The organism is Trinickia acidisoli (genome assembly GCF_017315725.1).
GTDB classification, from domain to species: domain Bacteria; phylum Pseudomonadota; class Gammaproteobacteria; order Burkholderiales; family Burkholderiaceae; genus Trinickia; species Trinickia acidisoli.
The window spans coordinates 923029-945770 of record NZ_JAFLRG010000001.1; the positions used below are offsets into that span (position 1 = coordinate 923029).

The window sequence follows — 22742 nt, forward strand, 5'->3', positions numbered from 1 at the left end:
GCGGGACATGCGAGACGTATTCGAGTGCAGGTGCGCAGGCGCGCGCGGTCGTAGGCGGTGCGGCGGGTTTTTGCTCGTCGAATTGCTCGTTGTCACGGCGCTCGCGGCGTCGATGGGCGTCGCGGCCGCACCGATGCTGGGCGAATGGCACGCGCGCGATCGTGTCGACGGCGCGGCCAGGGCGTTGCTCGCGAGCCTGAGGCTCGCACGCGGTGAGGCGATCGCGCGTGGGGTGCGCGTCGTCGTGTGTCCGCTCGACGGCGTGCCGCGCTGTTTGCCGGCCGGACATGCTTGCGCTCGTGGCGCGCTCGGCTGGTCTTGCGGCTGGGCCGTCGTCGCCGAGCCGGGGCGCACCGGCCAAGTGCTGCGTATGTATCGGCGCGCAGCAGGCGTCTCGGTGGCCGCTGCCTTGTCTCAAGTCGAATTTACGCCGCCTGTCGGGCAAGTGATCGGGGGCTTTCGCAAGTTCGAGTTCGCGGCCGCGGGGGCCGCCGCTCACGGGCAAAACGACCGGCTGCGCCGATGCGTCCGTATTGCTGCGGGTGGCCGGGCGCGGCTCGATCGCGGCGGCTGCGAAGGGGGCGCTTCGGTATGATCGCCGTCGGCCAGCAGGCGAGCGCGTGCGAAGGGTCTTCGTTGCTCGAAGTGCTCATTGCGCTTGCGTTGCTCGCCACCTCGATCCTCGGCGCCGCCGTGGCGCAGCTCGGGGCGTTGCGCGATGCCGATGTGCAGACGCATCGCGAACAGGCTGCATGGGCGGCCGTATCGATCGCCGAAGCCATGCGCTTGCCAGAGGTGTCTTCGCATGTGCTCACGCGTTCGCGAGCACATGCCGCGGCGGCCCTGCCCGGCGCGCGTGTATCGGTCGTCGGCGAAATGGGCGAAATGGGCGGCGTGGGTGGCGCGGGCGATGTGGGTGCCGTCGTCGTGCATTGGGCGCAGGCGCCGGGCGCGTTGGAACTGGCACGTGCGTCGGGCGGCGACCCTTGCATCGTCGCCGGCGCCGGCGCCGGCGCGCACGCGCATTGCATCGCGCTGCCCTTCGCGAACGGCCGGTGATGCGCTGCCGTGCAGTGGAGCATCGCAGGTCGCAAGGGCCGCACGGGCCGCGAGGGCAAGCGGGCCACGTGTTGCTCGAATGGTTCATTGCGGCTGCGCTGGGGCTCGTCGTGCTGGCGGGCGGGCTGATGCTCTATCAGGCGCAGCGTGAAACGTTCGCGCGAGCGGCCGACGCGGCGAGGATGCGGGAAGCCGGGGCGGCCGCGCTGACGCTCGTCGGGGAGCACATTCAAATGGCCGGGTATGCGCCTATCGATCAGCCGGCGCTGCGTGCTCGCGTGACGCCAGGCGTCTTCGGCTGTCGGTCCGCGCGGCCGGTGGGCGGCGGCTCGGATGACGAACTCGGCTGTACGGTGCATCCAGCGGATCGCGTGGACTCGGACGGTCTGGTCGTCCGCTACGCCGACGACGCGGTGGCGACATGGCGCGGTGCGTCCGGCGAACCGACCGATTGCTTGGGGCAAGGTGTGGAGCGCCACGGCGAGTATGCGGTGATCGTCAACCGGTTCTACGTCGCTCAACCTTCACGACGCGACGCGCCCGAGCTCTATTGCTCGGGCAACGGGCGCGCGCGCACGCCGCAGCCTATCGTCGAGGGTGTCGATCGCATGGTGCTCGGCTATTGGCTGCGCGGAGCCGATGCGCCGATTCGCGCTCGAGCGCTTGCGCCGATGCAATGGGACGACGTAGTGGCGGTCGATCTATGCGTCGTCTTACGTGGGCGGAGCGCTTCGGGCACGCGTGCGTTCGTCGATTGCGATGGGAGGCGGGTAGAGAGTCCGGACGGGCGGCAGAGGCTGTCGCTGTCGCGCCATCTCGTGCTGCGCAACCAGGAGGCGGCACCATGACGATTACACGAACATCGGCCCGGCTGCCGAGCATGGCGCGCAACCGCAGCGAGCCGGACCGGCGCACGGCGAAGGCGATCGGCTATGCGCGCGTGGGCGCTCCCGTTCGGCATCGCGGCATGGCTTTGCCGAGTGCGTTGATGCTTGCGTCGGCGATGCTGACGACATCCGCCGTCTGGCTCGAAGCGTCGATCGCTCATAGGCGCTACGCCGCAAACATCTACGAGCATCTACGCGCGACGCAAGCGGCGGACGGTGCACTCGCACTGTGTGCCGACGACTTGCGAGCGGGTGTGGCTCCGGTACTGCCGGCGCTTGGCGATGGATCGGCGCGGTGGGCGAAGACCGAGGCATTCGATCACTTTGCGGCGTACGAGCCGGTGCCGTTGTGGCCCGGATCGGCACGCGCGCCGCAGTGTCTGGTCGAGGCAGTGTCCATGGAAGACGAACCCGCTCCCGCTCCCGAACCCGGTACGCGCGCGTACTGGATTACCGCGCGTGGGTTCGGCTCGGTCGAATCTACACAAGCGTGGCGCCAACTCACGATCGTGCGCGAGGCGGGCAGCGAGCGTCGCGTATGGCGGCGCATCGTGACGGCCTCGACCGGGAGTTGATCGCGCGGTGGCTGTTCGGTGCGCGCAAGACCAACGATTGAGATCGTTACGCCTGAAATCGGAAATTCGCGACGGAACTGGGATGAAATGAACTGCGAGATGACTACTTCGAAGAAGCGACGAACTAGCGTCGGCGGATCCGACTTGCCGGTCGCACCGGGCATCGCCGCTACGACGGACGTCATCCCCGAAGACATCCCCGAAGAAAGTCGCATCGGCGGCTTTTCGATGCTCGAACTGGTTATCGCGCTCGCGATGGCGGCCGTGCTGGCTGCCTATGCGGTGCCGGCTTACGTCACCTATACGGCCCGGGGCCATCGAGTCGACGCGGTGATCGCGCTGCATCGTGCCGCGCAATACGTGTCCGCCGGAGCATTCGCCGTGGCGCCCGTGCCGGCGCTCGCTTTGCCGCCCGGTCTCGACCGGATACCCGCGACAGGGCGCGCCGTCTATCGGCTGGACGTGTTGCCGGTCGGGGATGCCGGCGGCGGTTACGAACTGCGGGCCGTACCGCTTAACAACGGCCCGATGCGAGGCGATGCGTGCGGCACCTTCGTGCTCGATGGGTTGGGCGTGCGCTCGAATCTAGGTAGTGAGGTCGATAGTGCGGGCGTCGATGCGTGCTGGTCGGGGCGAGCCGCTTAAGGCGAGCCGCTTAAGGCGCGACGCAACGACTCGTTGCGATGCCTCGTTGCGACAACCCGACGCTACGAGTGATCGTTCGCATCATCCGCAGCCGTTTGTCCGCGCCGCTTGCGCGAGAAGCGGCTCCACGCGCGCAGGCCCGTCCAAGCGACGGCCCCCATGGTACCCCACTTGAGCAGCGGCTTGGCGCCGGCCGCCACCGTCGCGCGTAACGGCTTGGCCAAGACGAACGAAGCGAGCGAGCTGACGAGCGGATGATGCAGAACCCAGTCGCTGAGCGTCGCGTTGACGCTGCGGCCCGAGCCTTTGCCGCGCAGCCCGCCGAGCCCCGGCACGAGCAGCTTGATCCAACTGAGGTTCGCGAACTTTCGATGAAGCTCGGCACGTGCTTGGGCGAACTCCGCGCGCTCGACGTCGGCGCGCAGCAACAGCAACTCCTTGCGGACGGCACGCATCTGCAAGGTGCTCGCGTCCCGCACCGGGGAGCGCCTGCGGTACGCCGAGTTGGGCGATGGGGTTTGGCTCATAGGGGCAAGGGTTCGGTCGTCCAAAGGGCCGAGAATCGTGGCCATGCGCGCGGCGCAATACGTGATGCGCGAGCGCGCATGCGCTCACGGTTCGCGGAACATCTCACGGTCCTTCTCGAATTCATGCAGCGTGGCTTCGAAGACGATCGGTGCGGCATGCAAGCCGCTGCGCGCGCGAATCGCGCAGATCACTGCGCCGATTGCATAGACGGCCGTGATGCCGGCCAGTACTTGCAAACGGTAGCTGTCCCAGAAGGCGACGGCGATCAGCGCGGTCAAGCCGATGAGCGCCATCATCGCGAACATGACGGCAACGAGCCCGAGGAAGATCACGGCGATGATCCGCTCGCGCTCTTCGGCCAACTCGATGCCGATCAACTCGAGACGCGTATGAAGCAGCGCGAACACCGATGCGATCATGCGGCGCAACGGCCCGTGGCTGGCATGCGGCGAATGGGTATCGTTTGGCATGGGTGGGCGAGAAAGCATGCAATGCGACAACCGGGTGCGACAGCGGCGCCAAGCCGGAGCATCCGCACCCGGCGTCGGCCACGCCCGGCACGAGAGCCGCGCGAGGAACGTAAAAGAAGGGCGCGAGCCGCCCTTCGTGCGCGAGCCTGGTTACTTGCGGTTGATGAGCAGGCCGACGAGCACGCCGACGCCGGCCGCGATGCCGATCGCCGTCCAGGGGCGCTCGTGCACGTAGTCATCGGTAGCGCGCACGGCCTTCTTGCCTTTCTCCACCACGACGACCTGCACGTCCGCCGCTTTGTCCTTCGCTTGCTTGAGGCGGCCGAGCGCCGTTTCGCGCAGTTCGGTGGCGCGCTCGCCTGTTGCGTTCGCGGCTTGCTTCAACAGATCCTCGGCGTCTGCGAGGACGGTTCTGATATCCGACATCAATCTCTCCTTGTTGACTTCCGACATTAGAGCCCCCTTGTATCGTCCACGCGTGCATCGTACCAAAGATAGGCCGATCGGCGGCGCGCTGCGTATGCGTTGCGCTACGCATGAATTGTTCCCGGGCTAAGAGCAAGCGCGTTAGGCAAGCGCGGCCGCCCGCGCGAGAAGCGGGTGACCGAAAGGGCGATAACCGTCCGATTCGTCAGAAGAACGCTTGGATACCCGTTTGCGCGCGGCCAAGGATCAGCGCGTGGACATCGTGCGTGCCTTCGTACGTATTGACGACTTCGAGATTGACGAGGTGACGCGCGACGCCGAATTCGTCCGAAATGCCGTTGCCGCCGAGCATGTCGCGCGCGAGCCGGGCGATATCGAGCGCCTTGCCGCAGGAGTTGCGCTTCATGATCGACGTGATCTCGGGCGCGGCCGTGCCTTCGTCCTTCATGCGGCCGAGGCGCAGCACGCCTTGCAAGCCGAGCGTGATCTCGGTCTGCATGTCGGCCAGCTTCTTTTGAATCAATTGGTTGGCCGCGAGCGGGCGGCCGAACTGCTTGCGGTCGAGCACATACTGGCGCGCCGTGTGCCAGCACGACTCGGCGGCGCCGAGCGCGCCCCATGCGATGCCGTAGCGGGCCGAGTTCAAGCAGGTGAACGGGCCGCGCAGGCCGCTCACGTTCGGCAGCAGGTTCTCCTGCGGGACGAACACTTCGTCGAGCACGATCTCGCCCGTGATCGACGCGCGCAGGCCCACCTTGCCGTGGATCGCCGGGGCGCTCAAGCCCTTCCAGCCTTTTTCGAGGATGAAGCCGCGGATCGTATCCGAGCCGTCTTCTTCGAGCTTCGCCCAGACCACGAAAACGTCGGCGATCGGCGAATTCGTGATCCACATCTTCGAGCCCGAGAGCGAGTAGCCCCCATCGACCTTGCGTGCCCGCGTGACCATGCTGCCCGGATCCGAGCCGTGGTTCGGTTCCGTCAAGCCGAAGCAGCCGATCCATTCGCCGGTCGCGAGCTTGGGCAGGTATTTCGCCTTTTGCGCGTCGGAGCCGAACTCGAAGATGGGCACCATGACGAGCGACGATTGGACCGACATCATCGACCGGTATCCGGAGTCCACACGCTCGACCTCGCGTGCGATGAGGCCGTAACCGACGTAGCTCAACGCCGGCCCGCCGTATGCCTCGGGAATCGTTGGACCGAGCAGACCGAGCTCGCCCATCTCGCGAAAAATCTCGATGTCGGTGCGTTCATGGCGGAACGCTTCGGTGACGCGCGGCAGCAGCTTGTCCTGCGCGTACGCACGCGCTGCGTCGCGCACCATCCGTTCGTCTTCGGTCAACTGCTGATCGAGCAGCAGCGGGTCGTCCCACTGGAACCGGGCGGTGTCGGCCATCGTCATCTCCTTTCCATGCTTGCGTAGTGCTGGACTAGCTTGACTAAAGTTCCGCTATGCGGAACACTGTTTTGCAAACCACGCTCGAGTTTAACATCCACCGATGCCCGCATCCACCGCGCTCTCTTCAACCGGCTCCACAGCCGATACACCGGGGCTGCCCGAAGGCGTCGACGAGCGCAAGTTCGTCGTCGCGCTCGCGCGCGGGCTCGAGCTTTTGCGCGCGTTCCGGCCCGGCGACACGCTGCTCGGCAATCGCGATTTCGTTGCGCGCACGGGTTTGCCGAAGGCCACCGTGAATCGGCTCGCTTACACGTTGACGGTGCTCGGCTATTTGCGCCTCGACGAAGCGCTCGGCAAATACGCGCTCGACGCGGGCGTGCTCTCGCTCGGCTTCGGTCTGCTGGCCGGCACCGACACGCTCGAGCTCGCGCGTCCGCACATGCGCGCACTGGCGCGTGAGGTGGGCGCGGCCGTCTCGCTCGGCTGCCGCGATGGGCTCGACATGGTCTATCTTGAGACGCTTCGCAGCGAAACGGCGTTGACGCTCGGGTTGGCTTCGGGGTCGCGGCTGTCGATGCTGACCAGCTCGATGGGGCGCGCCTACCTGGCCGTCATCGGCGAATCGGAGCGCGAGGCGCTGCTCGCGGAGTTGCAAGCGTCGGCGGAAAGAGGGCGTGCCGGCCCGGCGAGCATGGCCGCGGCGCGGCGCGAGATCGAGGCTTACGCGCGCGAGGGCTGTTGCTTTTCGTTTCGCGATTGGCACGAGGACGTGAATGCCGTGGCCGTGCCGTTTCGCGATCCGCGGGACGGCCGTTGGCTCGTGCTGAGTTGCAGCGGGCCGGCCTCGTCGATGGGGGCGGATGTGTTTCGCGAGCGCATTGGGCCGCGTCTGCGCGCACTCGCACGGCGGCTCGGACAGGCGCGCTGATGCGCCTGTCGCTCGCCGTTCAGCGCTTAGCACTTAGGGCTTAGCGTTCGACGCAGGCTTTCTTCGGTTCGAACAAGGGGCCTTGGACGAAGCGGGCGCCGAACTGTTGCAGCGTGTCGAACTGCGCCTCGTTCGAGACGCGATCGAAAATCAGCGGGATGCCGAGCCGATTGGCGTAGCCGAGCAGCGGCTTGGCCATCGCGTCGCGCAGCACGGCCCCGCCGTCGATCTTGATGAAGTCGAGCCGGGCCATCTCGGAGATCGACAGGATGTGTCCCGCATTGGGCAGATTGCCCGCCACCTTGAAGCCGTAGCGCTGGTAGCTGTTGACGAGATGGCCGAGAAACGTGCGGTGCGCGACGGCCGCGCTCGGCAGCTCGATGATCACGCGTGCCGGGCTGAGCCCGAACGATATCAGCACCGATGAGAAGTGCTGCCCGTGGTCGTACTTCACGCTTTTGAGCAACCGTTCGTGGACGCGCAGGAACAGCATGCCGTGACGCTGGGCGCCGAAGAAGTTGATCGCATGCAGCGTGCGCGCCAAGCGATCGAGCACGACGAGCTCGCGGTCGTCGGCAACGGTGTCGAACGGGTCGAAGGCCGTGCCGTCCGCCCGCTCCGTCAATGCTTGGAATCCGAGTTCGTCGCCGAAGCGGTCGGCCTGCTCGGGCGAGCTCCAAAGCGTCTGCATGCCGCTCATGCTCACGTCGAAGATCGACTGGTAAGCGGTTTGCAGCCGCACGCCCTGAAAGCGGGCAACGGCGATCCCCTCGCATTCGTCGAGCGATACATGCTCGCGCAAAGCGGGGTGATCGGCGGCTCGCACAACGAGCTCGGGAATGGTCGGCGGGATCATCGGGGAGAAAGAGGCACGCAGCGACGATAGTAACAGGCTGCGCGTCATCGGCATCAGCGAATTACTTATATCGATAGTGTCCTCGATCGCACCATCGGGGTTTACGTTGATTTAACTATACGTAATCCGTTTTACTATTCGTAAATTCAATTTCGCGACCGATCGTCGCTGCTTGCCGGGCGAGAGGAGGGCCTTGTCGATGACCACGAGCACGGACATGAGTGCGGGCGGCGCTCGCTTGCGGACCGATCCGCGGCTGCCCGATCCCGACGCTTTCTACGAAGCGCTGATCGACATGCATCGCGATCTGACCGAAGCGGCGAGCGCGCTCGTCAACGCGAAGCTGATCCTCTTGCTTGCCAATCACATCGGCGACCTCGGCGTATTGCGCGAGGCGATGGCATTGGCCCGGCAAGACGTGCCGACCGTCGTTGCGGCTGAAATGCCCGGCGCGCGCACCGAGGATGCCGCTGTCGTTCGTTCCGACGTTCCCTCAGCCGCCACCCAAAACGTCACACAAAAAAAGGAGACATGACCGATGAGCATCGAGGCGGCAGCAGCCGACATCGTCGAAGTCGAGCGCGTACTCGAGAGCACGCGCCACCCGGCGTTTCATTTCATGCTGCTGACGGCGCTTGCGCTCGTCATCGGTGGCGTCGCGCATGTGCTGCCTTGGTTGCTCGTGGCCGTGTTCGTGCTCGTGCTTGCCGGCGCGACGCGTGGACGCGGCGCCGGTTCGCCGGCCGCCGCTTGATTGCTGCGCCCGCCGCGCATCGCTTTATCGTTTCAACGGAGAACTACGTCATGCAGGATGCCTCTCGCCGCGATCCGCAACCCGGCGATCAGTTGGGCTATCAGTCGGGCTTCGCGAATGAATTCGCCACCGAGGCGCTGCCCGGTGCGCTGCCGGTCGGCCGCAACTCGCCGCAGCGCGCGCCTTACGGGCTTTACGCCGAGCAGCTCTCGGGCACGGCCTTTACGGCGCCGCGCGCCCACAACCGCCGCACGTGGCTGTATCGCATCCGGCCCGCGGCCATGCACCGGCCGTTCGAGCCGTTCGTGCCGCGTACGAGCGCCGCGCCGCGACTCGTCGCGAACTTCGCGGACACGCCGCCCACGCCCCCGAATCAGCTTCGCTGGGACCCGCTCGCGATGCCTAGTGATCCGACCGACTTCGTCGAGGGGCTCGTGACGATGGCCGGCAATGGCGCGGCCGAGGCCATGTCGGGCTGCGCGATTCACCTGTACGCCGCGAATCGGTCGATGCAGGATCGCTTTTTCTATAACGCCGACGGCGAGTTGTTGATCGTGCCGCAGGAAGGGCGGTTGCGGATCGCGACGGAAATGGGCGTGCTCGAGTTGGAACCATCCGAGATCGCCGTCGTTCCGCGCGGCGTGCGTTTCGCGGTGACGCTCGTCGACGGCCGCGCGCGCGGCTATGTCTGCGAAAACTTCGGCGCGCTGCTGCGGCTGCCCGATCTCGGGCCGATCGGCTCGAACGGCCTTGCCAATCCGCGCGATTTTTTGACGCCGCATGCCGCCTACGAAGATCGCGAGGGCGCGTTCGAACTTATCGCGAAGCTGAACGGTCGCTTGTGGCGCGCCGACATCGACCATTCGCCGCTCGACGTCGTCGCCTGGCATGGCAACTACGCGCCGTACAAGTACGACCTGCGCCGCTTCAATACGATCGGCTCGATCAGCTACGACCATCCCGATCCGTCGATCTTTCTCGTGCTGCAATCGCCGAGCGATACGCCGGGCGTCGACACGATCGACTTCGTGATCTTCCCGCCGCGCTGGCTCGCAGCCGAGGATACGTTTCGCCCGCCTTGGTTCCACCGCAACGTCGCGAGCGAGTTCATGGGGCTCGTGCAGGGTGTCTACGACGCCAAGGCGGAAGGCTTCGTGCCGGGCGGCGCGAGCCTGCACAACTGCATGTCGGGCCACGGTCCCGACGCCGATACGTTCGAGAAGGCTTCGGCGATCGATACGTCCAAGCCCCAAAAGGTGGCTGCGACGCTCGCGTTCATGTTCGAGACGCGCACGTTGCTCAAGCCGACGCAGTTCGCGCTCGACAGCGCACAACTGCAAGCGAATTACTTCGAGTGCTGGCAGGGCCTGAAAAAGCACTTCAACGCGGAGCAACGATGAGCATGGCGAGTGATCTGTCGAACCCACTCTTGCAAACGCGCGACCCCGCCAAGCGTAGCTGGCTCGCCTCGGCAAACGATGCGGCGTGCGATTTCTCGATTCAGAATTTGCCGTTCGGCATCTTCAGCGACCAGCGCAACGGTGCGCCGCGCGCGGGCGTCGCGATCGGCGATGCGATCGTCGATCTGGCCGCTTTGCGCGTTGCCGGCCTTCTTGCGCTCGATGCCGATGACGATGTGTTTTCGCGTCCGTCGCTCAACGCGTTCGTCGCGCTCGGACGCGATGTGTGGCGCAGCGTGCGGGTCCAATTGAGCGCGCTGCTCGATGCCGCGTGCTCGACGCTGCGCGACGATGCGGCGTTGCGCGCGCGCGTGCTCGTGCCCATGAGCGACGCGGCGATGCATTTGCCCGTCGATATTCCCGGCTACACCGATTTCTATTCGTCGAAGGAGCATGCGACGAACGTCGGTACGATGTTTCGCGACCCGAAGAATGCGCTGTTGCCGAATTGGTCGGAGATGCCGATCGGTTATAACGGGCGCGCGTCGTCGGTGGTCGTCAGCGGCACGCCCGTGTGCCGGCCGATGGGGCAGTTGAAGCTGCCCGATCAGGACCGGCCGATCTACGGCGCGTGCCGCAAGCTCGACATCGAGCTCGAGACAGGCTTCATCGTCGGGCGCGGCAATGCGCTCGGCGAGCCGATTGCCTGCGCGCAGGCCGAGGACCACATCTTCGGTATGGTGCTGCTCAACGATTGGAGCGCGCGCGATATTCAGCAGTGGGAATACGTGCCGCTCGGTCCGTTCAACGCGAAGACGTTCGCGACGACGATCTCGCCGTGGATCGTGACGCTCGATGCGCTCGAACCGTTCCGCGTCGCGCAGCCCGAGCAAACGCCGGAGCCGTTGCCGTATTTGCGGCACACGGGCGACCATGCATTCGATCTCGCGCTCGAAGTGCGGCTGCGGCCCGAAGGCGCCGATGCGGCAACGACGATCGCGCGCACGAACTTCAAGCAGATGTACTGGACGATGGCGCAGCAGCTCGCGCATCACACCGTCTCGGGTTGCAACACGCGCGTGGGCGACCTGATGGGCTCGGGCACGATCAGCGGGGCGGCGCCCGATTCGTTCGGCTCGTTGCTCGAACTCACCTGGAACGGCGCGCGGCCGCTCGCGCTCGAGGGGGGCGGTGCGCGCACGTTCATCGTCGACGGCGACGAGCTGACGCTCGCGGGCTGGTGCCAAGGCGACGGGTATCGCGTCGGCTTCGGCACGTGCGTCGGCAAGATCCTGCCGGCGCGCGGCTGACGGACTCGACCGACGTCGTACGGCGGTCGCGCGGGTTTAGGGTGCGGCTTTCGGCCCGCGCGGGCCGTGGGCGGGCTGGGCCGAGGGCTACGGCTGGCTGGTCCCGCCGTCGTCCGCCGGTTCGCCATGACGCCCAGCCCCCGCGGCAAAGCGCGCCGCGCCGGCGACGCCTTCGTCGAACACCGCGCGATAGCCGCCGGCGCCTTCGCGGCGTAGCGCTTCGGCGAAGTCGTCCAACGAGCTGTTTTCGATGGCGGAGCGGCGGTCGGCGAGGAGCGCCGCTTGAGGAAAGGCCGCCAACCGTGCGGCCAGTGCTTCGGCCGCTTCTCTCGCCATGCCCTTCGGCACGACGCGATTGGCAAGGCCGATCGCGAGCGCCTCCGGGGCAGCCACGGCCCGCCCCGTCAAAATCAAGTCGAGCGCGCGCGAAAGGCCGATCAGACGGGGCAGCCGAATCGTGCCGCCGTCGATGAGCGGCACGCCGAAACGCCGGCAAAACACGCCGAGAACGGCGTCTTCCTCCATCACGCGCAAATCGCACATCGCCGCGAGCTCCAAGCCGCCGGCGACGGCATGGCCGGCGATCGCCGCGACGACAGGCTTGCGAAGCGCCATCCGCGTCGGGCCCATCGGGCCCGGCCCTCTACCGTCGGGGCGAACGGCGTTGCGGCGGTTTTCAATGCCCATGGCCGTCAAGTCGGCCCCCGCGCAGAACGTGCCGCCCGCGCCGAACAGGACGCCGGCGCGCCATGCCGCCTCGGCTTCGAAGCGCTCGAACGCGGCGGCCAGCGCGGCGGCGGTCGGACCGTCGACGGCATTCTTGCAATGCGGCCGATCGAGCACGATCGTTGCGACACCCTCGGTGAACGCCTCGATCCGAACGTGCGGGCTTAAGCTCTCTACCGTCATCGGTCCTCCTTCGTAGGACAGATCCGAGAGAAAATCAGACGAAACTGTCGCATCCGTCACATTTTTGTCATGATCGGACGATAGCCTTCGCGGTTTCCTCGGCGAAACGACCGCCGGGGACCGGCCAGGCCGCGCCGGGCGTTCCAACAATCATACGTTCGTCATGCCAACATCCGCATCCATCCGTGCGGTTTCTCTCGCTCCTTCGACCGGTCGCGGTCCGGTTTGGCTCGTCCCGATTCCCGCTCACCCGTACTACGACCACGTGCGTCTGAGGCGCATCTTCGAAGACGACCAGAGCCGTCATCGCGTCGTCGTCGTCGATGCATGCAAGCTGCTCGAATGCGCCGCGCGCGACGACACCGATTACGTGCTGCCGCCCGTCGGCGATTGGCACAGCGGTAAGGTAAAGGGCATTCGCGACTTTCTCGATCCGGACAACGAACGCATTCCGGCGATGCCTTACGTGACGATCGAGACACGCCGCGTGCGTGGGCTGCTCGGCTTGCTCGGGCTCAAGCGGGAAGGTGTCGTGGCCTTTCGTAACGGCCAGCACCGGGCGCGCTATTTGGCGCACGCGGGTGCGGCCGCGTTTCCCGTGGAAGTGCACGAGCGGGAGGCGGCGTTGCTAGCTAGCCTGTGTGGATATGTTGAGTTGTCCGCCGCTGACGACGCACGGGGGTAAGACCAGCCCGGATCGGCCCGGCCGGCGCCGCAATCGGTCGAAAATACTTGCGGACGTCCCAAAATGGGGCAATGATCGGGATTCGCGTCGCCGCACCGCACCATTGCGGCCGAGCGCGGCGCCCATGCGCGACTTCCTTTCCCGAACCGCCTTCACGCATAGCCCAATGTCCAGCACCGAGCCCTCCATCCCTTGTCCCGACGTCGTGTCGCTCGACGCGATCCTCCCCGAAGAACCGCTGTTGATGATGGGCGCCGGCCCGGTGCCGATTCCGGCCGCCGTTGCCAAGGCGAACGCGATCGTCATCAATCACCTCGGGGCGACGATGTCGAAGGTGATCGGGCAGGTGAAGGAGATGGCGCGCTACGTTTTCCAGACGCGCTCGAAGTGGGTTCTGGGCGTGGCCGGCCCCGGCTCGGCGGCGATGGAAATGGCGATTTCCAATCTCGCATGGTCCGGCACGCGCGTGCTCTCGATCAAGAACGGCTTTTTCAGCGCGCGGATGGCCGAAATGGCCCGGCGCTGCGGCGCACAGGTGGCGACGCTCGACGTGCCCGACGGCGCCGTGGCGAGTCTTGCCGACATCGCCGAGGCGCTTGCGCGCGAGCAGCCCGAGGTGGTGACCATCGTGCAAGGCGAGACCTCGAATACCGTCTGGAATCATCAACTCAAAGAGATCGCGGCGCTCGCGAAGGCGGCCGGCGCGCTCGTCGTCGTCGATGCCGTTTGCACGCTGAGCACGATGCCGCTCGAGATGGACGCCTGGGGCATCGACGCCGTGATTACGGGCGGGCAAAAGGGTTTGTCGTCGATTCCGGGCGTCTCGCTGGTCGCGTTTTCGGACGCGGCTTGGCACCGCATGAAGACGCGTGCACAGCCGAACGCCCATTGGTGCCTCGACGCCTCGCTCGCCGAAAATTTTTGGCACAACGCCGGCTATCACTACACGGCGCCCGTCTCTGGCGTGCTCGCCTTGCACGAGGCACTGCGGCTCGTCTGCGCCGAGACCCTCGAAAAACGCTTCGCTCGCCATCTCAAGTGTTCGCTCGCGCTGCAAGCGGGGGTCTCGGCGATGGGGCTCTCGCTGTTCGCGCCCGAGCCGTGCCGGCTGAACTCGGTCATCGGCATCTCGATGCCCGAAGCGCTGAGCCCTGCCGACGTGTGTGGCCACATCTCGCGCCATCACCAGGTGGAAATCGCGGGCTCGTTCGGTTTGCCGATCGTGCGCATCGGGCAGATGGGCGAGCAGTGCCGCGAGCACAACCTCTTTCGCACGCTGCACGCGCTCGGCCGCACGATGCTCGAACTCGGCGCGCGCATCGACTTGCCGGCCGGCGTCGCGGCGCTCGAGCAATCGCTGTCGGGAAACGCGCGCGGACGCTGAGCCAAGCGGTGCGGCTCATCGCCCTCACGCTAGTGCGAGCAGCGCCGCGCCTGTCACCGCGAGCGCGCCCGACCAGATCCAGTCGAAGTTGATCCACCCGCGCCGCAACATGCCGAGGCCGAGGTACTCATAGGCGGCGAAGGCGATCGTCGCACTCGTGGCCGACGCCACGAGCGTATGCACGAGCGTGACGAGCGCCGCGGGGCCGAGCGTGCCCGCCATGCCGGCGACGCCCGCTTTGGCCGCAGCGCCGCAAATCGGCATCAGCGCCGGCACGAGCATGAGCCCCGCGCCATGCACGGTGGCGGTGGCCGCCGACCATAGCGCGAGCCCCACGAAGCCGGCCGTCATGCCGACGCGCACGCGATGCCGATGGCCGTACAGCAGGTGATAGGTGGCCCATCCGAGCAATACGATTCCGCCCGCGAGCCTGAATGAGGCGGCGTGCACCTCGAGTCCCAGCGCGAGGGCCGACGAGGTCACGGCGAAGATCGACGCGGCATGACCGAGCGCGAGCGGCGGCAGCGCCGCGGCTAGCGCCGTGCGGCTGTTGCGCTGCAATCCCAAGGCCGTGGCGAACAGCCAGCCCATCGCCGGATTGACGCCGTGAAAGACGCCGCTGCCGACGACGGCGAGCCAGCCGGCTGCGGTGGCGCCCGCGCTCGCGTTCGAGATCCAATTCATCGCTTCGGCGCGCTTACGGATAGCAGTAAGAATCGGACGACGCATCGCCGCCTTCGAGCCGGATCTGATGCGGCCGATGCGTCTTCGGCCATTCGAGATAGAACTCGCGATCGAACGTGAGGCCGCCGCCCGCGGGCGCGTCGAGCTTGACCATCCAGCCATCGATGCCGTCGGGGTAGAACTGCTCGTCGATGGCGCCGTACAGCGAGTTCGTGAAATAGACGCGGCGCCCGTCGCGGCTCACTTCGACCATCTGCGGGCCGCCGTTGAGCGGCCGATTGCCGGCGCGCGGGTGCGTGGCGCGCGCGGCGATGCCGCCGATCCTTACCGAGCCGACGAGTTCCGGGTGATGCGGATCGGAGACGTCGTAGCGGCGCATTTCGCCTGTACCCCAACAGGCGACGAACAGGAAACGGTCGTCGAGCGAGAGCGCGATGTCGGTGACGAGCGGCGGCACGGCGCCGAAGCGTTTGAGCATCGGCGGCAGCAGTGCCGGATCGGTGGGCTCGGCTGGAATTTCGATGACTTTGCGCGCGGCCCAGCGATCGCCCTCGCGATACCAGGTCCAGATCGATGCCGACAGATCCTTCAGGCTGATGACGGAATTGACGAAGCCGTGCGCTCGGGTGGGATCGTGCGCCGGGCGCAACTCGAACACGAGCTGATTCTCTTCGCCGAAGTCGATCGTCTGTTTGTGCTTGCGCGTGTTCAAGTCCCAGAAATGGAGCCGATGGCCGTATTTGCCGCCGAGCAGCACCTCGGGCACGAGACCGTTCTCGAACGTATCGGGTAGCCCCCACTCGCTCGAGACGAGCGTATCGAAGCCCAGATGCCACCAGGCGTCGTAGGCGAGCCGCTGCGGGCCGCGATCGATTTCCCATTGGCCGCGGATGTCGAACGTGTCGTGGTCCATGAGGAAGATGCCGCCGGGCGCATCGCCTTCGGCGTTCGCGAGTGCAACCACGAAGATGCCTTGCGGGCCGCAGTGAACCGTGTGCGGCCGTGTGTAGCCCGATTTGCGCGCGACTTCGTCGGGTTCGAGCACGCGCACGATGCGCGGGCGGCGCGGATCGGGTTTCGTGTCGAGCACGTGAATGCGCGAGCTGCGCAGCCCGGGCACGATTAAATAGCGACGCTCGGAATGCGGATGCGGTGCATTGGGACAAAGATGCGAACTGCATGCATTCCAGCCAAAATGATGCAATTCATCGCCGGTATTGGGCATAGCGATGCGATCTACGATTTTGCCGTAATCGGACGAGCCGGGATCGAGATCGACGACGGCCAACTCGTCGGGAATACGCCGCGTGGGATCGAAGCTCGCGACATAAGCCAGCGTTTCCTTCGGTGCTTCGGCGGCAAGGCGTGCGGAAGGGTAGAACGTCGGATCGGGTTTCCAGGACGACATGAGCCTCTTCCTCGTTTATGGGGGCGAAGCGATTATCGTAGAAGTCGATCGGTGGAAAATGCAAGAAACAAAATCGAATAAGAATAAAAGAATGGCGCGCGGAATTTTTTGCGCCATTTAGCCTATCAATTCTGGTGGTTGTTATTTAATTGGATGCGGTGAAATTGTGCGATGTCCCAATCGGCATCCCGAATAAAGCAAAAATACCGACGCCGCGAAGGGGCGCGATTGCGCGGTATGCAAGCGTGGCGTCCCACGTCGCCGTGCGCGACGCAGGACGCCCGTTGCGAACGCTTCGCTTAGAGCGCCGCGGCGATACCGCGATCGCGCGCCTGCCGCAGGTAAAGGCTGAAGGACACGAAAGCGCCGGCCGCCGCTGCGATCGCGGACACAAAAAATACCGATGGATAGCCGAATTCCCCCGCCACATAGCCGGCGAGCGGCCCCATGATGCCGAGCGAGAGATCGAAGAAGACTGAGTAAGCGGCCAGTGCCGCGCCACGGCTCGCCGGCGGGACGAGTTCGACGGCTTCGACGCCGAGCGACGGAAACACGAGTGCGAAACCGAAGCCCGTCACGGCGGCGCCGACGAGCGCCGCATCGGGCGTGCCCGCGAGCCAGAGCGTGACGAGGCCGGCGCATTCGAACGCGAACGAGACGAGCGCGACGCGAAAGCCGCCGTAGATGCGGATCGAATTATGAAACAGCAGGCGCGACAGGCAGAAGAACGAACCGAACAGGGTCAACGCGAGCGCCGCATGCGGCCAGCCGCGCGCCGCGTAGTAGAGCGCGATGAAGGTCGCGATCGAGCCGAAGCCCGCGGCGCCGAGCCCCAGTGCCATGCCGTGGGGCAGGACGCGCATGAAAACGCTCGCGTAGCCCATGCGCTCGCCGTGCACGAGCGGCACGGCGCCGAGCCGGCGGGCGAGCACGTAGCCGAGCACCGCGAGCACGGCTGTTGCCGCGCCGAGCGCCCACGGCCCCAGCGCATGGTCGAGCGTGGCGCCGATGGGCGCGCCGATCGCCAAGCCGCCGTAGGTGGCGATGCCGTTCCACGAAATGACGCGCGCGTTGTGCGAGGCACCGACGCGGCCGATGCCCCAGAGGATGGCGCCGGTGCCGACGCAGCTCTCGCCGAAACCGAGCGTGAGCCGGCTTGCCGCCAGCACGACCAGACTGATCCCCGGCCAAGCGTGGCAAGCGACCGCCGCCGCGAGCAGCACGCCGCTCGCGGCGCAGGCCACGAGCCCGATCATAACGGCCCGCTTGGGCCCCAACGTGTCGGAAAACCGCCCCGCGTGCGCCCGCGAGAACAGCGTCGCCGCATACTGCACGCTGACCGCCGCGCCGGCCAGCACGGAGCCGAGCTTGAGCTCGCTCTGAACGAAACCGGGCAGTACGGGCAGTGGCAGCCCGATGATCAGATAGCAAATGAACGTGAAGAAGACGATCGGAACGATCTGGGCGGTGGCGGCGCGATCGGATAAGGCGGGCGAGGCGGCAGACATGGGCGAACGGAATGACGGTGCGGCGGCCATGGTAAGGGAAAACGAGACTTGAAGCCAGGCCGACAGTATGGCGTGAGGGTGCCATTGTGACATGGAACCGGTTTCTTTGCAGTGCGGAATGCCAAAAAGGGCCCGAGAACGGGGCAAAAGAGCGTGCTGACATATCGGCGCAAGAATATGAGCGGCATGCGAGGCCACCTATGGGTTACGCATATTGGTGGTGATAGTTTTCGATCAACGTCAAACACAGCGTGTCTTCAGGTTTCCGCTTCCACGACCATGAGCCAATCGATCCGTTTCTATCATCGCCACGCCATCCGCGAAGTCAGCGACGTGCCCGTCACGCGCACGGTCTTGCAATACCTGCGCGAGGACGTGCAGTGCACCGGGACGAAGGAGGGCTGCGCGGAGGGCGATTGCGGCGCCTGTACCGTCGTTGTCGCCGAGCGCGACGAGACGGGCGGCGTGCGGTTTTCGGCCGTCAACGCCTGCATCCAATTTTTACCGACGCTCGACGGCAAGGCATTGTTCACGGTCGAGGACCTGCGCCAGCCCGACGGCACGCTGCACCCCGTGCAGCAGGCGATGGTCGACTGCCATGGCTCGCAATGCGGCTTTTGCACGCCCGGCTTCATCATGTCGATGTGGGCGCTGTACCGTAAGCACGGCGGCGAAGGCGCTGCGCCCGGCGACACGCCGGCCTGTGCGGGCTCGGCCACGGCCGACTGCGCTGCCGCCTGCCCGCCGTCGCGCGCCGAAATCTCCGATGCGCTGACGGGCAACCTCTGCCGCTGCACGGGCTATCGTCCGATCATCGAGGCCGGCGAAAAAATGTTCGAGCTGCCGCGCCCCGTGGCGCCCATCGACGTCCCTGCGCTCGCCCGGACGCTGGCGTCGCTCGAGCGCGACGACACGTTCCACTACGAGCATGGCGGCGATGCGTTCGACGCACCGCGCACGGTCGGCGCGCTCGCCGCGCTCAAGGCCGAGCGGCCGGCCGCGCGCTTGCTCGCCGGCAGCACGGACGTCGGCCTGTGGGTCACCAAGCAGATGCGTGCGCTCGGCGACATCATCTACCTCGGCCGCGTCGCCGAACTGCAACGGATCGAAACGTCGGCCGATTGGATCGAGATCGGCGCCGGGGTGACGGTCGAGCGCGCCTATGCCGAGCTCGCGCGCCATTACCCCGAACTCAACGAAATGTGGAAGCGATTCGCCTCGCTGCCGATCCGCAACGCCGGCACGCTCGGCGGCAACGTCGCGAACGGCTCGCCGATCGGCGATTCGATGCCGGGGCTGATCGCACTCGGCGCGCACGTCGTGCTGCGCGGCGGCGAGATCGAGCGCGAGTTGGCGCTCGAAGATCTCTACCTCGCCTATCAAAAGAAGGACATGGCCGAGCACGAGTTCGTGGCCGCGCTGAAGGTGCCGACGCGCACCGGGGCGCGCGAGGCGCTGCGCTTCAGGACCTACAAGCTCTCCAAGCGCTTCGACTCCGACATCTCGGCCGTCTGCGCCGCCTTCTCGTTCATCGCGGACGGCGACACCATCCGCTCGCCGCGCATCGCGTTCGGCGGCATGGCCGCGACGCCCAAGCGCGCCACGCATGCGGAAGGCGTGCTGGCCGACGCGACCTGGCACGAAGCGACGGCGCAAGCGGCGATGCAGGCGCTTACCCGCGATTACGCACCGCTGTCCGATATGCGGGCGACGAGCGATTACCGCTTGCGGACCGCGCAAAACGTGCTCTATCGCTTCTGGCTCGAGACGCGTCCCAACGATCCGCTGCCGCCGGAAGCGCTGAACGTGCGATTGGTCGATCTCGAGACGCCCAACTGAGCGTGTAGACCGCCCGCGCAAGCAGCCAGCCAGACGAGACGCACGAGCGCCCAGAAAAGCCAGTAAGAGAGACAGCAATGAACAAGCAAGCCGAACCGTTTTTGACCGAACTCGTTCGCGACGAGCGCGAGCGCGCGGCGTTTCGCCAAGTGCACGTGTCGCGCCCGCACGAATCCGCGCATCTGCACGTGAGCGGTCGCGCCACGTACACCGACGACATCCCCCTCGTCGCGGGCACGTTGCACGCGGCGCTCGGAATGTCGCCGAAAGCGCACGCAAAAATCGTGTCGATGAACTTCGACGCCGTGCGAGCCACGCCCGGCGTCGTTGCGATCTTCACGGCCGACGATATTCCCGGCCATAACGAGTGCGGGCCGATCATTCATGACGATCCGGTGCTGGCCGACGGCCTCGTGCAATACGTCGGGCAACCGATGTTCATCGTCGTCGCGACCTCGCACAACACGGCACGCCTCGCCGCGCGCCGCGCGCAAATCGAATTCGAGGATCTGCCGGCCGTGCTGACGGCGCAAGCGGCGCGCGCGGCCAATCAGTCCGTATTGCCGCCCATGAAGCTCGTGCGCGGCGAGCCGGCGGCCAAGATGTCGCACGCGCCGCATTGCAATGCCGGCGAACTCTTGCTCGGCGGGCAGGAGCAGTTCTACCTCGAAGGGCAGATTTCCTACGCGGTGCCGAAGGACGACGACGGCATGCACGTGTGGTGCTCGACGCAGCACCCGACCGAAATGCAGCACCACGTTGCCGGCGTGCTCGGCGTCGCCTCGCACAACGTGCTGATCGAATGCCGGCGGATGGGCGGCGGCTTCGGCGGCAAGGAATCGCAATCGGCGATGTTCGCCTGCTGCGCGGCGCTCGCGGCCTGGAAGCTGCTGTGCCCCGTCAAGCTGCGCCCGGACCGCGACGACGACATGATGATCACGGGCAAGCGCCACGATTTTCATTATCGGTATGAAGTAGGCTATGCCGACGACGGCGTAATCGAGGGCGTCTCGGTCGACATGACGTCGCGTTGCGGCTTCTCGGCCGATCTGTCGGGCCCCGTGATGACGCGCGCGGTGTGCCACTTCGACAATGCCTACTGGCTGCCCAACGTCGACATCGCGGGCTTTTGCGGCAAGACGAACACGCAGTCGAACACTGCGTTTCGCGGCTTCGGCGGCCCGCAGGGCGCGTTCGCGATCGAGTACATCATGGACGACGTCGCGCGCTCGCTGAAGCTCGATCCGCTCGAGGTGCGCCGGCGCAACTTCTACGGCAAGACCGAACGCAACGTCACCCCCTACGGGCAGACGATCGAGGACAACGTCATTCACGAACTCGTCGAGGAGCTCGTTACGACGAGCGACTACCGCCGCCGCCGCGAGCAGGCGCGCGCGTTCAATGCGACGAGCCCCGTGCTCAAGAAGGGCATCGCGATCACACCCGTGAAGTTCGGCATCGCGTTCAACGTCGCGCACTTCAATCAGGCCGGCTCGCTCGTGCACATCTACACGGACGGCTCGGTGCTCGTGAATCACGGCGGCACCGAAATGGGCCAAGGGCTCAACACGAAGGTCGCGCAAGTCGTTGCGCACGAGTTGGGTATCGGCTTCGGACGCGTGCGCGTGACGGCGACCGATACGAGCAAGGTGGCCAATACGTCGGCGACGGCGGCTTCGACGGGCTCGGACTTGAACGGCAAGGCCGCGCAAGACGCCGCGCGCCAGTTGCGCGATCGGCTGTCGAAGTTCGTGGCCGAACGATTCGGCGAGGGGGCGGTGCAGCCGGGCGACGTCGTGTTCGAAAGCGACACGATTTACGTCGGCGATCTCGCCCTCCCGTTCGAAGAGGTGATCGCCAAGGCCTATGTCGCGCGCGTGCAATTGTGGTCCGACGGCTTTTACGCGACGCCGAAGATCTACTGGGATCAGCAAAAGCTGCAAGGCCGGCCGTTCTACTACTACTCCTACGGCGCGGCCGTGTCGGAAGTGGTGATCGATACGCTGACGGGCGAGATGCGCGTCGTGCGTGCCGATGCGCTGCATGATGTCGGCGATTCGCTTAATCCGGCGCTTGACGTCGGGCAGGTCGAAGGCGGCTTCATCCAAGGGATGGGCTGGCTCACGACCGAAGAGCTGTGGTGGAACGCGGGCGGCAAGCTCATGACGCATGCGCCGTCGACCTACAAGATTCCGACGGTCAACGACTGCCCGCCTGATCTGCGCGTGCGGCTGTTCAAGAACCGCAACGCGGAGGACAGCATCCACCGCTCGAAAGCGGTCGGCGAGCCGCCGCTGCTGTTGCCGTTCTCGGTGTTTTTTGCGATTCGCGATGCCGTGGCGAGCGTGGGCGACTACGAGGTCAACCCGCCGCTCAACGCGCCGGCGACGGCCGAGGAAATCCTGAAGGCGGTGGCCGCCGTGCGTGCGGCGCGCGCGGGCTTGCCGCAGGGCGCGGACGCCGAGGTAGCCGCGGGGAGCGCGGCATGAGAGGGGGCAAAGGGGGCTCGCTCGCGGGAGATCCGCTCGCGCCGCCGCTGCACGTCGTGCTGTTCGGCGCGGGGCACGTCGGCCACGCGCTCGTGACGCTGCTCGGTATGCTGCCGTGCGTGGTGGAGTGGGTCGATGCGCGCGACGAGTGCTTCCCCGACGAAGTGCCGGCCAACGTGCAGATCGAAGCCACCGATACGCCCGAGGCCGTGATCGATGCGGCTCCCGCGCGGGCTTGTTTTCTCGTCATGACGCACAACCATGCGCTCGATTTTGCGTTGGCTGAGCGGATCATGCGCCGCAACGATTTCGCTTACTTCGGCATGATCGGCTCGAAGACCAAGCGCGTGAAGTTCGAGCGCCGCTTGATCGAACGCGGTGTCGGGCCCGAACGGATGCACGAGATGGTGTGCCCGATCGGCGTGCCGGGGATTGTCGATAAAGCGCCGGCTTCGATTGCGGTGGCTGTGTGTGCTGAGCTCATGCAGGTACGCGCGCGATTGGCTGGCGCGGCACGTCCCGCTACCGGAGCCATCTCGACGCTCACTGCGGCGTTCTCGTAGTTTTGTAGCGCTCGCCGGCCGCCTGGCCGGCTTCGC

The 22742-nt window shown here is 66.2% G+C and carries 23 protein-coding genes and 1 pseudogene; 15 read left to right on the top strand and 9 right to left on the bottom strand.

Going from position 1 to position 22742, the window contains the following annotated elements; all coding sequences use genetic code 11:
• Nucleotides 1-7 precede the first annotated feature (7 nt).
• The 5 genes from J3485_RS04205 (at nucleotide 8) to J3485_RS04225 (ending at nucleotide 3166) form a co-directional block, all read left to right on the top strand.
• Complete coding sequence (locus tag J3485_RS04205) at nucleotides 8-595, top strand: GspH/FimT family pseudopilin (RefSeq protein WP_206951310.1); 588 nt, start codon at nucleotides 8-10, stop codon at nucleotides 593-595.
• The gene (locus tag J3485_RS04210) at nucleotides 592-1059 is read left to right on the top strand and encodes a type IV pilus modification PilV family protein (RefSeq protein ID WP_206951311.1); all 468 of its coding nucleotides are present in this window, start codon (nucleotides 592-594) and stop codon (nucleotides 1057-1059) included. Before J3485_RS04205 ends, J3485_RS04210 begins: the two co-directional genes overlap by 4 nt.
• A complete protein-coding gene (locus tag J3485_RS04215) occupies nucleotides 1059-1907 on the top strand; it encodes a PilW family protein (RefSeq protein WP_206951312.1) in 849 nt (282 codons plus the stop codon). The genes J3485_RS04210 and J3485_RS04215 overlap by 1 nt, the downstream gene beginning before the upstream one ends.
• A complete protein-coding gene (locus tag J3485_RS04220) occupies nucleotides 1904-2521 on the top strand; it encodes a pilus assembly PilX family protein (RefSeq protein ID WP_206951313.1) in 618 nt (205 codons plus the stop codon). Before J3485_RS04215 ends, J3485_RS04220 begins: the two co-directional genes overlap by 4 nt.
• Before the next feature lie 99 nt (nucleotides 2522-2620).
• Nucleotides 2621-3166, top strand: a complete 546-nt coding sequence (locus J3485_RS04225) for a type IV pilin protein (protein WP_277991590.1) — start codon at nucleotides 2621-2623, stop codon at nucleotides 3164-3166.
• Between the two features lie 62 nt (nucleotides 3167-3228).
• On the opposite strand, the gene J3485_RS04230 is transcribed toward J3485_RS04225, so the two are convergent.
• The 4 genes from J3485_RS04230 to J3485_RS04245 all read right to left on the bottom strand — a co-directional run bounded on the left by J3485_RS04230 (nucleotide 3229) and on the right by J3485_RS04245 (nucleotide 5986).
• Entirely contained in the window at nucleotides 3229-3621 is a 393-nt protein-coding gene (locus J3485_RS04230) for a DUF3318 domain-containing protein (protein WP_242538476.1), read from the bottom strand.
• Between the two features lie 156 nt (nucleotides 3622-3777).
• Nucleotides 3778-4164: a phage holin family protein gene (locus tag J3485_RS04235; protein ID WP_206951315.1), complete on the bottom strand. Its 387-nt coding sequence runs from the start codon at nucleotides 4162-4164 to the stop codon at nucleotides 3778-3780.
• A 150-nt stretch (nucleotides 4165-4314) separates the two neighbouring features.
• Nucleotides 4315-4617, bottom strand: coding sequence for an ElaB/YgaM/YqjD family protein (locus J3485_RS04240; protein ID WP_206951316.1), 303 nt, complete (start codon nucleotides 4615-4617; stop codon nucleotides 4315-4317).
• 178 nt (nucleotides 4618-4795) lie between these two features.
• Complete coding sequence (locus J3485_RS04245; protein ID WP_206951317.1) at nucleotides 4796-5986, bottom strand: acyl-CoA dehydrogenase; 1191 nt, start codon at nucleotides 5984-5986, stop codon at nucleotides 4796-4798.
• Nucleotides 5987-6089: 103 nt separating this feature from the next.
• On the opposite strand from J3485_RS04245, the gene J3485_RS04250 reads away from it, so the two are divergent.
• On the top strand, nucleotides 6090-6917 hold the full coding sequence (locus J3485_RS04250; RefSeq protein WP_206951318.1) for an IclR family transcriptional regulator: 828 nt from the start codon (nucleotides 6090-6092) through the stop codon (nucleotides 6915-6917).
• Between the two features lie 40 nt (nucleotides 6918-6957).
• On the opposite strand, the gene J3485_RS04255 is transcribed toward J3485_RS04250, so the two are convergent.
• The gene (locus J3485_RS04255) at nucleotides 6958-7773 is read right to left on the bottom strand and encodes an EAL domain-containing protein (protein ID WP_206955633.1); all 816 of its coding nucleotides are present in this window, start codon (nucleotides 7771-7773) and stop codon (nucleotides 6958-6960) included.
• A 217-nt stretch (nucleotides 7774-7990) separates the two neighbouring features.
• On the opposite strand from J3485_RS04255, the pseudogene J3485_RS04260 reads away from it, so the two are divergent.
• From J3485_RS04260 to fahA, 4 genes and pseudogenes are all read left to right on the top strand, one after another.
• Nucleotides 7991-8218, top strand: a pseudogene (locus tag J3485_RS04260) (DUF2783 domain-containing protein); the annotation flags it as partial.
• Nucleotides 8219-8311: 93 nt separating this feature from the next.
• On the top strand, nucleotides 8312-8527 hold the full coding sequence (locus tag J3485_RS04265; protein ID WP_206951319.1) for a hypothetical protein: 216 nt from the start codon (nucleotides 8312-8314) through the stop codon (nucleotides 8525-8527).
• A 50-nt stretch (nucleotides 8528-8577) separates the two neighbouring features.
• Nucleotides 8578-9927: a homogentisate 1,2-dioxygenase gene (hmgA, locus tag J3485_RS04270; RefSeq protein WP_206951320.1), complete on the top strand. Its 1350-nt coding sequence runs from the start codon at nucleotides 8578-8580 to the stop codon at nucleotides 9925-9927.
• Nucleotides 9924-11237, top strand: a complete 1314-nt coding sequence (gene fahA / locus J3485_RS04275) for a fumarylacetoacetase (RefSeq protein ID WP_206951321.1) — start codon at nucleotides 9924-9926, stop codon at nucleotides 11235-11237. Before hmgA ends, fahA begins: the two co-directional genes overlap by 4 nt.
• 87 nt (nucleotides 11238-11324) lie before the next feature.
• Here the strand turns inward: fahA and J3485_RS04280 are convergent, their stop codons facing one another.
• Entirely contained in the window at nucleotides 11325-12146 is an 822-nt protein-coding gene (locus J3485_RS04280; protein WP_206951322.1) for a crotonase/enoyl-CoA hydratase family protein, read from the bottom strand.
• A 163-nt stretch (nucleotides 12147-12309) separates the two neighbouring features.
• Between J3485_RS04280 and J3485_RS04285 the strand changes: the two genes are divergently transcribed.
• Nucleotides 12310-12831, top strand: a complete 522-nt coding sequence (locus J3485_RS04285) for a plasmid fertility inhibition factor family protein (protein ID WP_206951323.1) — start codon at nucleotides 12310-12312, stop codon at nucleotides 12829-12831.
• A gap of 166 nt (nucleotides 12832-12997) precedes the next feature.
• Complete coding sequence (locus J3485_RS04290) at nucleotides 12998-14215, top strand: pyridoxal-phosphate-dependent aminotransferase family protein (RefSeq protein WP_206951324.1); 1218 nt, start codon at nucleotides 12998-13000, stop codon at nucleotides 14213-14215.
• A gap of 24 nt (nucleotides 14216-14239) precedes the next feature.
• Here the strand turns inward: J3485_RS04290 and J3485_RS04295 are convergent, their stop codons facing one another.
• From J3485_RS04295 to J3485_RS04305, 3 genes are all read right to left on the bottom strand, one after another.
• A complete protein-coding gene (locus tag J3485_RS04295) occupies nucleotides 14240-14944 on the bottom strand; it encodes a hypothetical protein (RefSeq protein WP_309476975.1) in 705 nt (234 codons plus the stop codon).
• The gene (locus J3485_RS04300) at nucleotides 14913-16307 is read right to left on the bottom strand and encodes a selenium-binding family protein (RefSeq protein ID WP_206951325.1); all 1395 of its coding nucleotides are present in this window, start codon (nucleotides 16305-16307) and stop codon (nucleotides 14913-14915) included. The genes J3485_RS04295 and J3485_RS04300 overlap by 32 nt, the downstream gene beginning before the upstream one ends.
• Before the next feature lie 299 nt (nucleotides 16308-16606).
• Nucleotides 16607-17815, bottom strand: coding sequence for an MFS transporter (locus J3485_RS04305; RefSeq protein ID WP_206951326.1), 1209 nt, complete (start codon nucleotides 17813-17815; stop codon nucleotides 16607-16609).
• A gap of 279 nt (nucleotides 17816-18094) precedes the next feature.
• Between J3485_RS04305 and xdhA the strand changes: the two genes are divergently transcribed.
• From xdhA to xdhC, 3 genes are all read left to right on the top strand, one after another.
• Nucleotides 18095-19654 carry a xanthine dehydrogenase small subunit gene (xdhA, locus tag J3485_RS04310; protein ID WP_206951327.1) on the top strand — a complete coding sequence of 520 codons (1560 nt, stop codon included), beginning with the start codon at nucleotides 18095-18097 and terminating at the stop codon, nucleotides 19652-19654.
• A gap of 77 nt (nucleotides 19655-19731) precedes the next feature.
• Nucleotides 19732-22143: a xanthine dehydrogenase molybdopterin binding subunit gene (gene xdhB, locus J3485_RS04315; protein WP_206951328.1), complete on the top strand. Its 2412-nt coding sequence runs from the start codon at nucleotides 19732-19734 to the stop codon at nucleotides 22141-22143.
• Nucleotides 22140-22706: a xanthine dehydrogenase accessory protein XdhC gene (gene xdhC, locus J3485_RS04320; protein WP_206951329.1), complete on the top strand. Its 567-nt coding sequence runs from the start codon at nucleotides 22140-22142 to the stop codon at nucleotides 22704-22706. Before xdhB ends, xdhC begins: the two co-directional genes overlap by 4 nt.
• The last annotated feature ends 36 nt before the right edge of the window (nucleotides 22707-22742 follow it).

What these genes read in the sequence shown, in the direction of transcription:
- J3485_RS04220 (WP_206951313.1), top strand. Translation starts at nt 1,904, where the DNA reads ATGACGATTACACGAACATCGGCCCGGCTGCCGAGCATGGCGCGCAAC.
- J3485_RS04300 (WP_206951325.1), bottom strand. Translation starts at nt 16,307, where the DNA reads ATGTCGTCCTGGAAACCCGATCCGACGTTCTACCCTTCCGCACGCCTT.
- J3485_RS04250 (WP_206951318.1), top strand. Translation starts at nt 6,090, where the DNA reads ATGCCCGCATCCACCGCGCTCTCTTCAACCGGCTCCACAGCCGATACA.
- J3485_RS04210 (WP_206951311.1), top strand. Translation starts at nt 592, where the DNA reads ATGATCGCCGTCGGCCAGCAGGCGAGCGCGTGCGAAGGGTCTTCGTTG.
- xdhC (WP_206951329.1), top strand. Translation starts at nt 22,140, where the DNA reads ATGAGAGGGGGCAAAGGGGGCTCGCTCGCGGGAGATCCGCTCGCGCCG.
- J3485_RS04240 (WP_206951316.1), bottom strand. Translation starts at nt 4,617, where the DNA reads ATGTCGGAAGTCAACAAGGAGAGATTGATGTCGGATATCAGAACCGTC.
- xdhA (WP_206951327.1), top strand. Translation starts at nt 18,095, where the DNA reads ATGAGCCAATCGATCCGTTTCTATCATCGCCACGCCATCCGCGAAGTC.
- xdhB (WP_206951328.1), top strand. Translation starts at nt 19,732, where the DNA reads ATGAACAAGCAAGCCGAACCGTTTTTGACCGAACTCGTTCGCGACGAG.
- J3485_RS04225 (WP_277991590.1), top strand. Translation starts at nt 2,621, where the DNA reads ATGACTACTTCGAAGAAGCGACGAACTAGCGTCGGCGGATCCGACTTG.
- J3485_RS04265 (WP_206951319.1), top strand. Translation starts at nt 8,312, where the DNA reads ATGAGCATCGAGGCGGCAGCAGCCGACATCGTCGAAGTCGAGCGCGTA.
- J3485_RS04305 (WP_206951326.1), bottom strand. Translation starts at nt 17,815, where the DNA reads ATGTCTGCCGCCTCGCCCGCCTTATCCGATCGCGCCGCCACCGCCCAG.
- J3485_RS04245 (WP_206951317.1), bottom strand. Translation starts at nt 5,986, where the DNA reads ATGGCCGACACCGCCCGGTTCCAGTGGGACGACCCGCTGCTGCTCGAT.
- J3485_RS04235 (WP_206951315.1), bottom strand. Translation starts at nt 4,164, where the DNA reads ATGCCAAACGATACCCATTCGCCGCATGCCAGCCACGGGCCGTTGCGC.
- fahA (WP_206951321.1), top strand. Translation starts at nt 9,924, where the DNA reads ATGAGCATGGCGAGTGATCTGTCGAACCCACTCTTGCAAACGCGCGAC.
- hmgA (WP_206951320.1), top strand. Translation starts at nt 8,578, where the DNA reads ATGCAGGATGCCTCTCGCCGCGATCCGCAACCCGGCGATCAGTTGGGC.
- J3485_RS04295 (WP_309476975.1), bottom strand. Translation starts at nt 14,944, where the DNA reads ATGCGTCGTCCGATTCTTACTGCTATCCGTAAGCGCGCCGAAGCGATG.
- J3485_RS04230 (WP_242538476.1), bottom strand. Translation starts at nt 3,621, where the DNA reads ATGCGTGCCGTCCGCAAGGAGTTGCTGTTGCTGCGCGCCGACGTCGAG.
- J3485_RS04280 (WP_206951322.1), bottom strand. Translation starts at nt 12,146, where the DNA reads ATGACGGTAGAGAGCTTAAGCCCGCACGTTCGGATCGAGGCGTTCACC.
- J3485_RS04285 (WP_206951323.1), top strand. Translation starts at nt 12,310, where the DNA reads ATGCCAACATCCGCATCCATCCGTGCGGTTTCTCTCGCTCCTTCGACC.
- J3485_RS04205 (WP_206951310.1), top strand. Translation starts at nt 8, where the DNA reads ATGCGAGACGTATTCGAGTGCAGGTGCGCAGGCGCGCGCGGTCGTAGG.
- J3485_RS04215 (WP_206951312.1), top strand. Translation starts at nt 1,059, where the DNA reads ATGCGCTGCCGTGCAGTGGAGCATCGCAGGTCGCAAGGGCCGCACGGG.
- J3485_RS04255 (WP_206955633.1), bottom strand. Translation starts at nt 7,773, where the DNA reads ATGATCCCGCCGACCATTCCCGAGCTCGTTGTGCGAGCCGCCGATCAC.
- J3485_RS04290 (WP_206951324.1), top strand. Translation starts at nt 12,998, where the DNA reads ATGTCCAGCACCGAGCCCTCCATCCCTTGTCCCGACGTCGTGTCGCTC.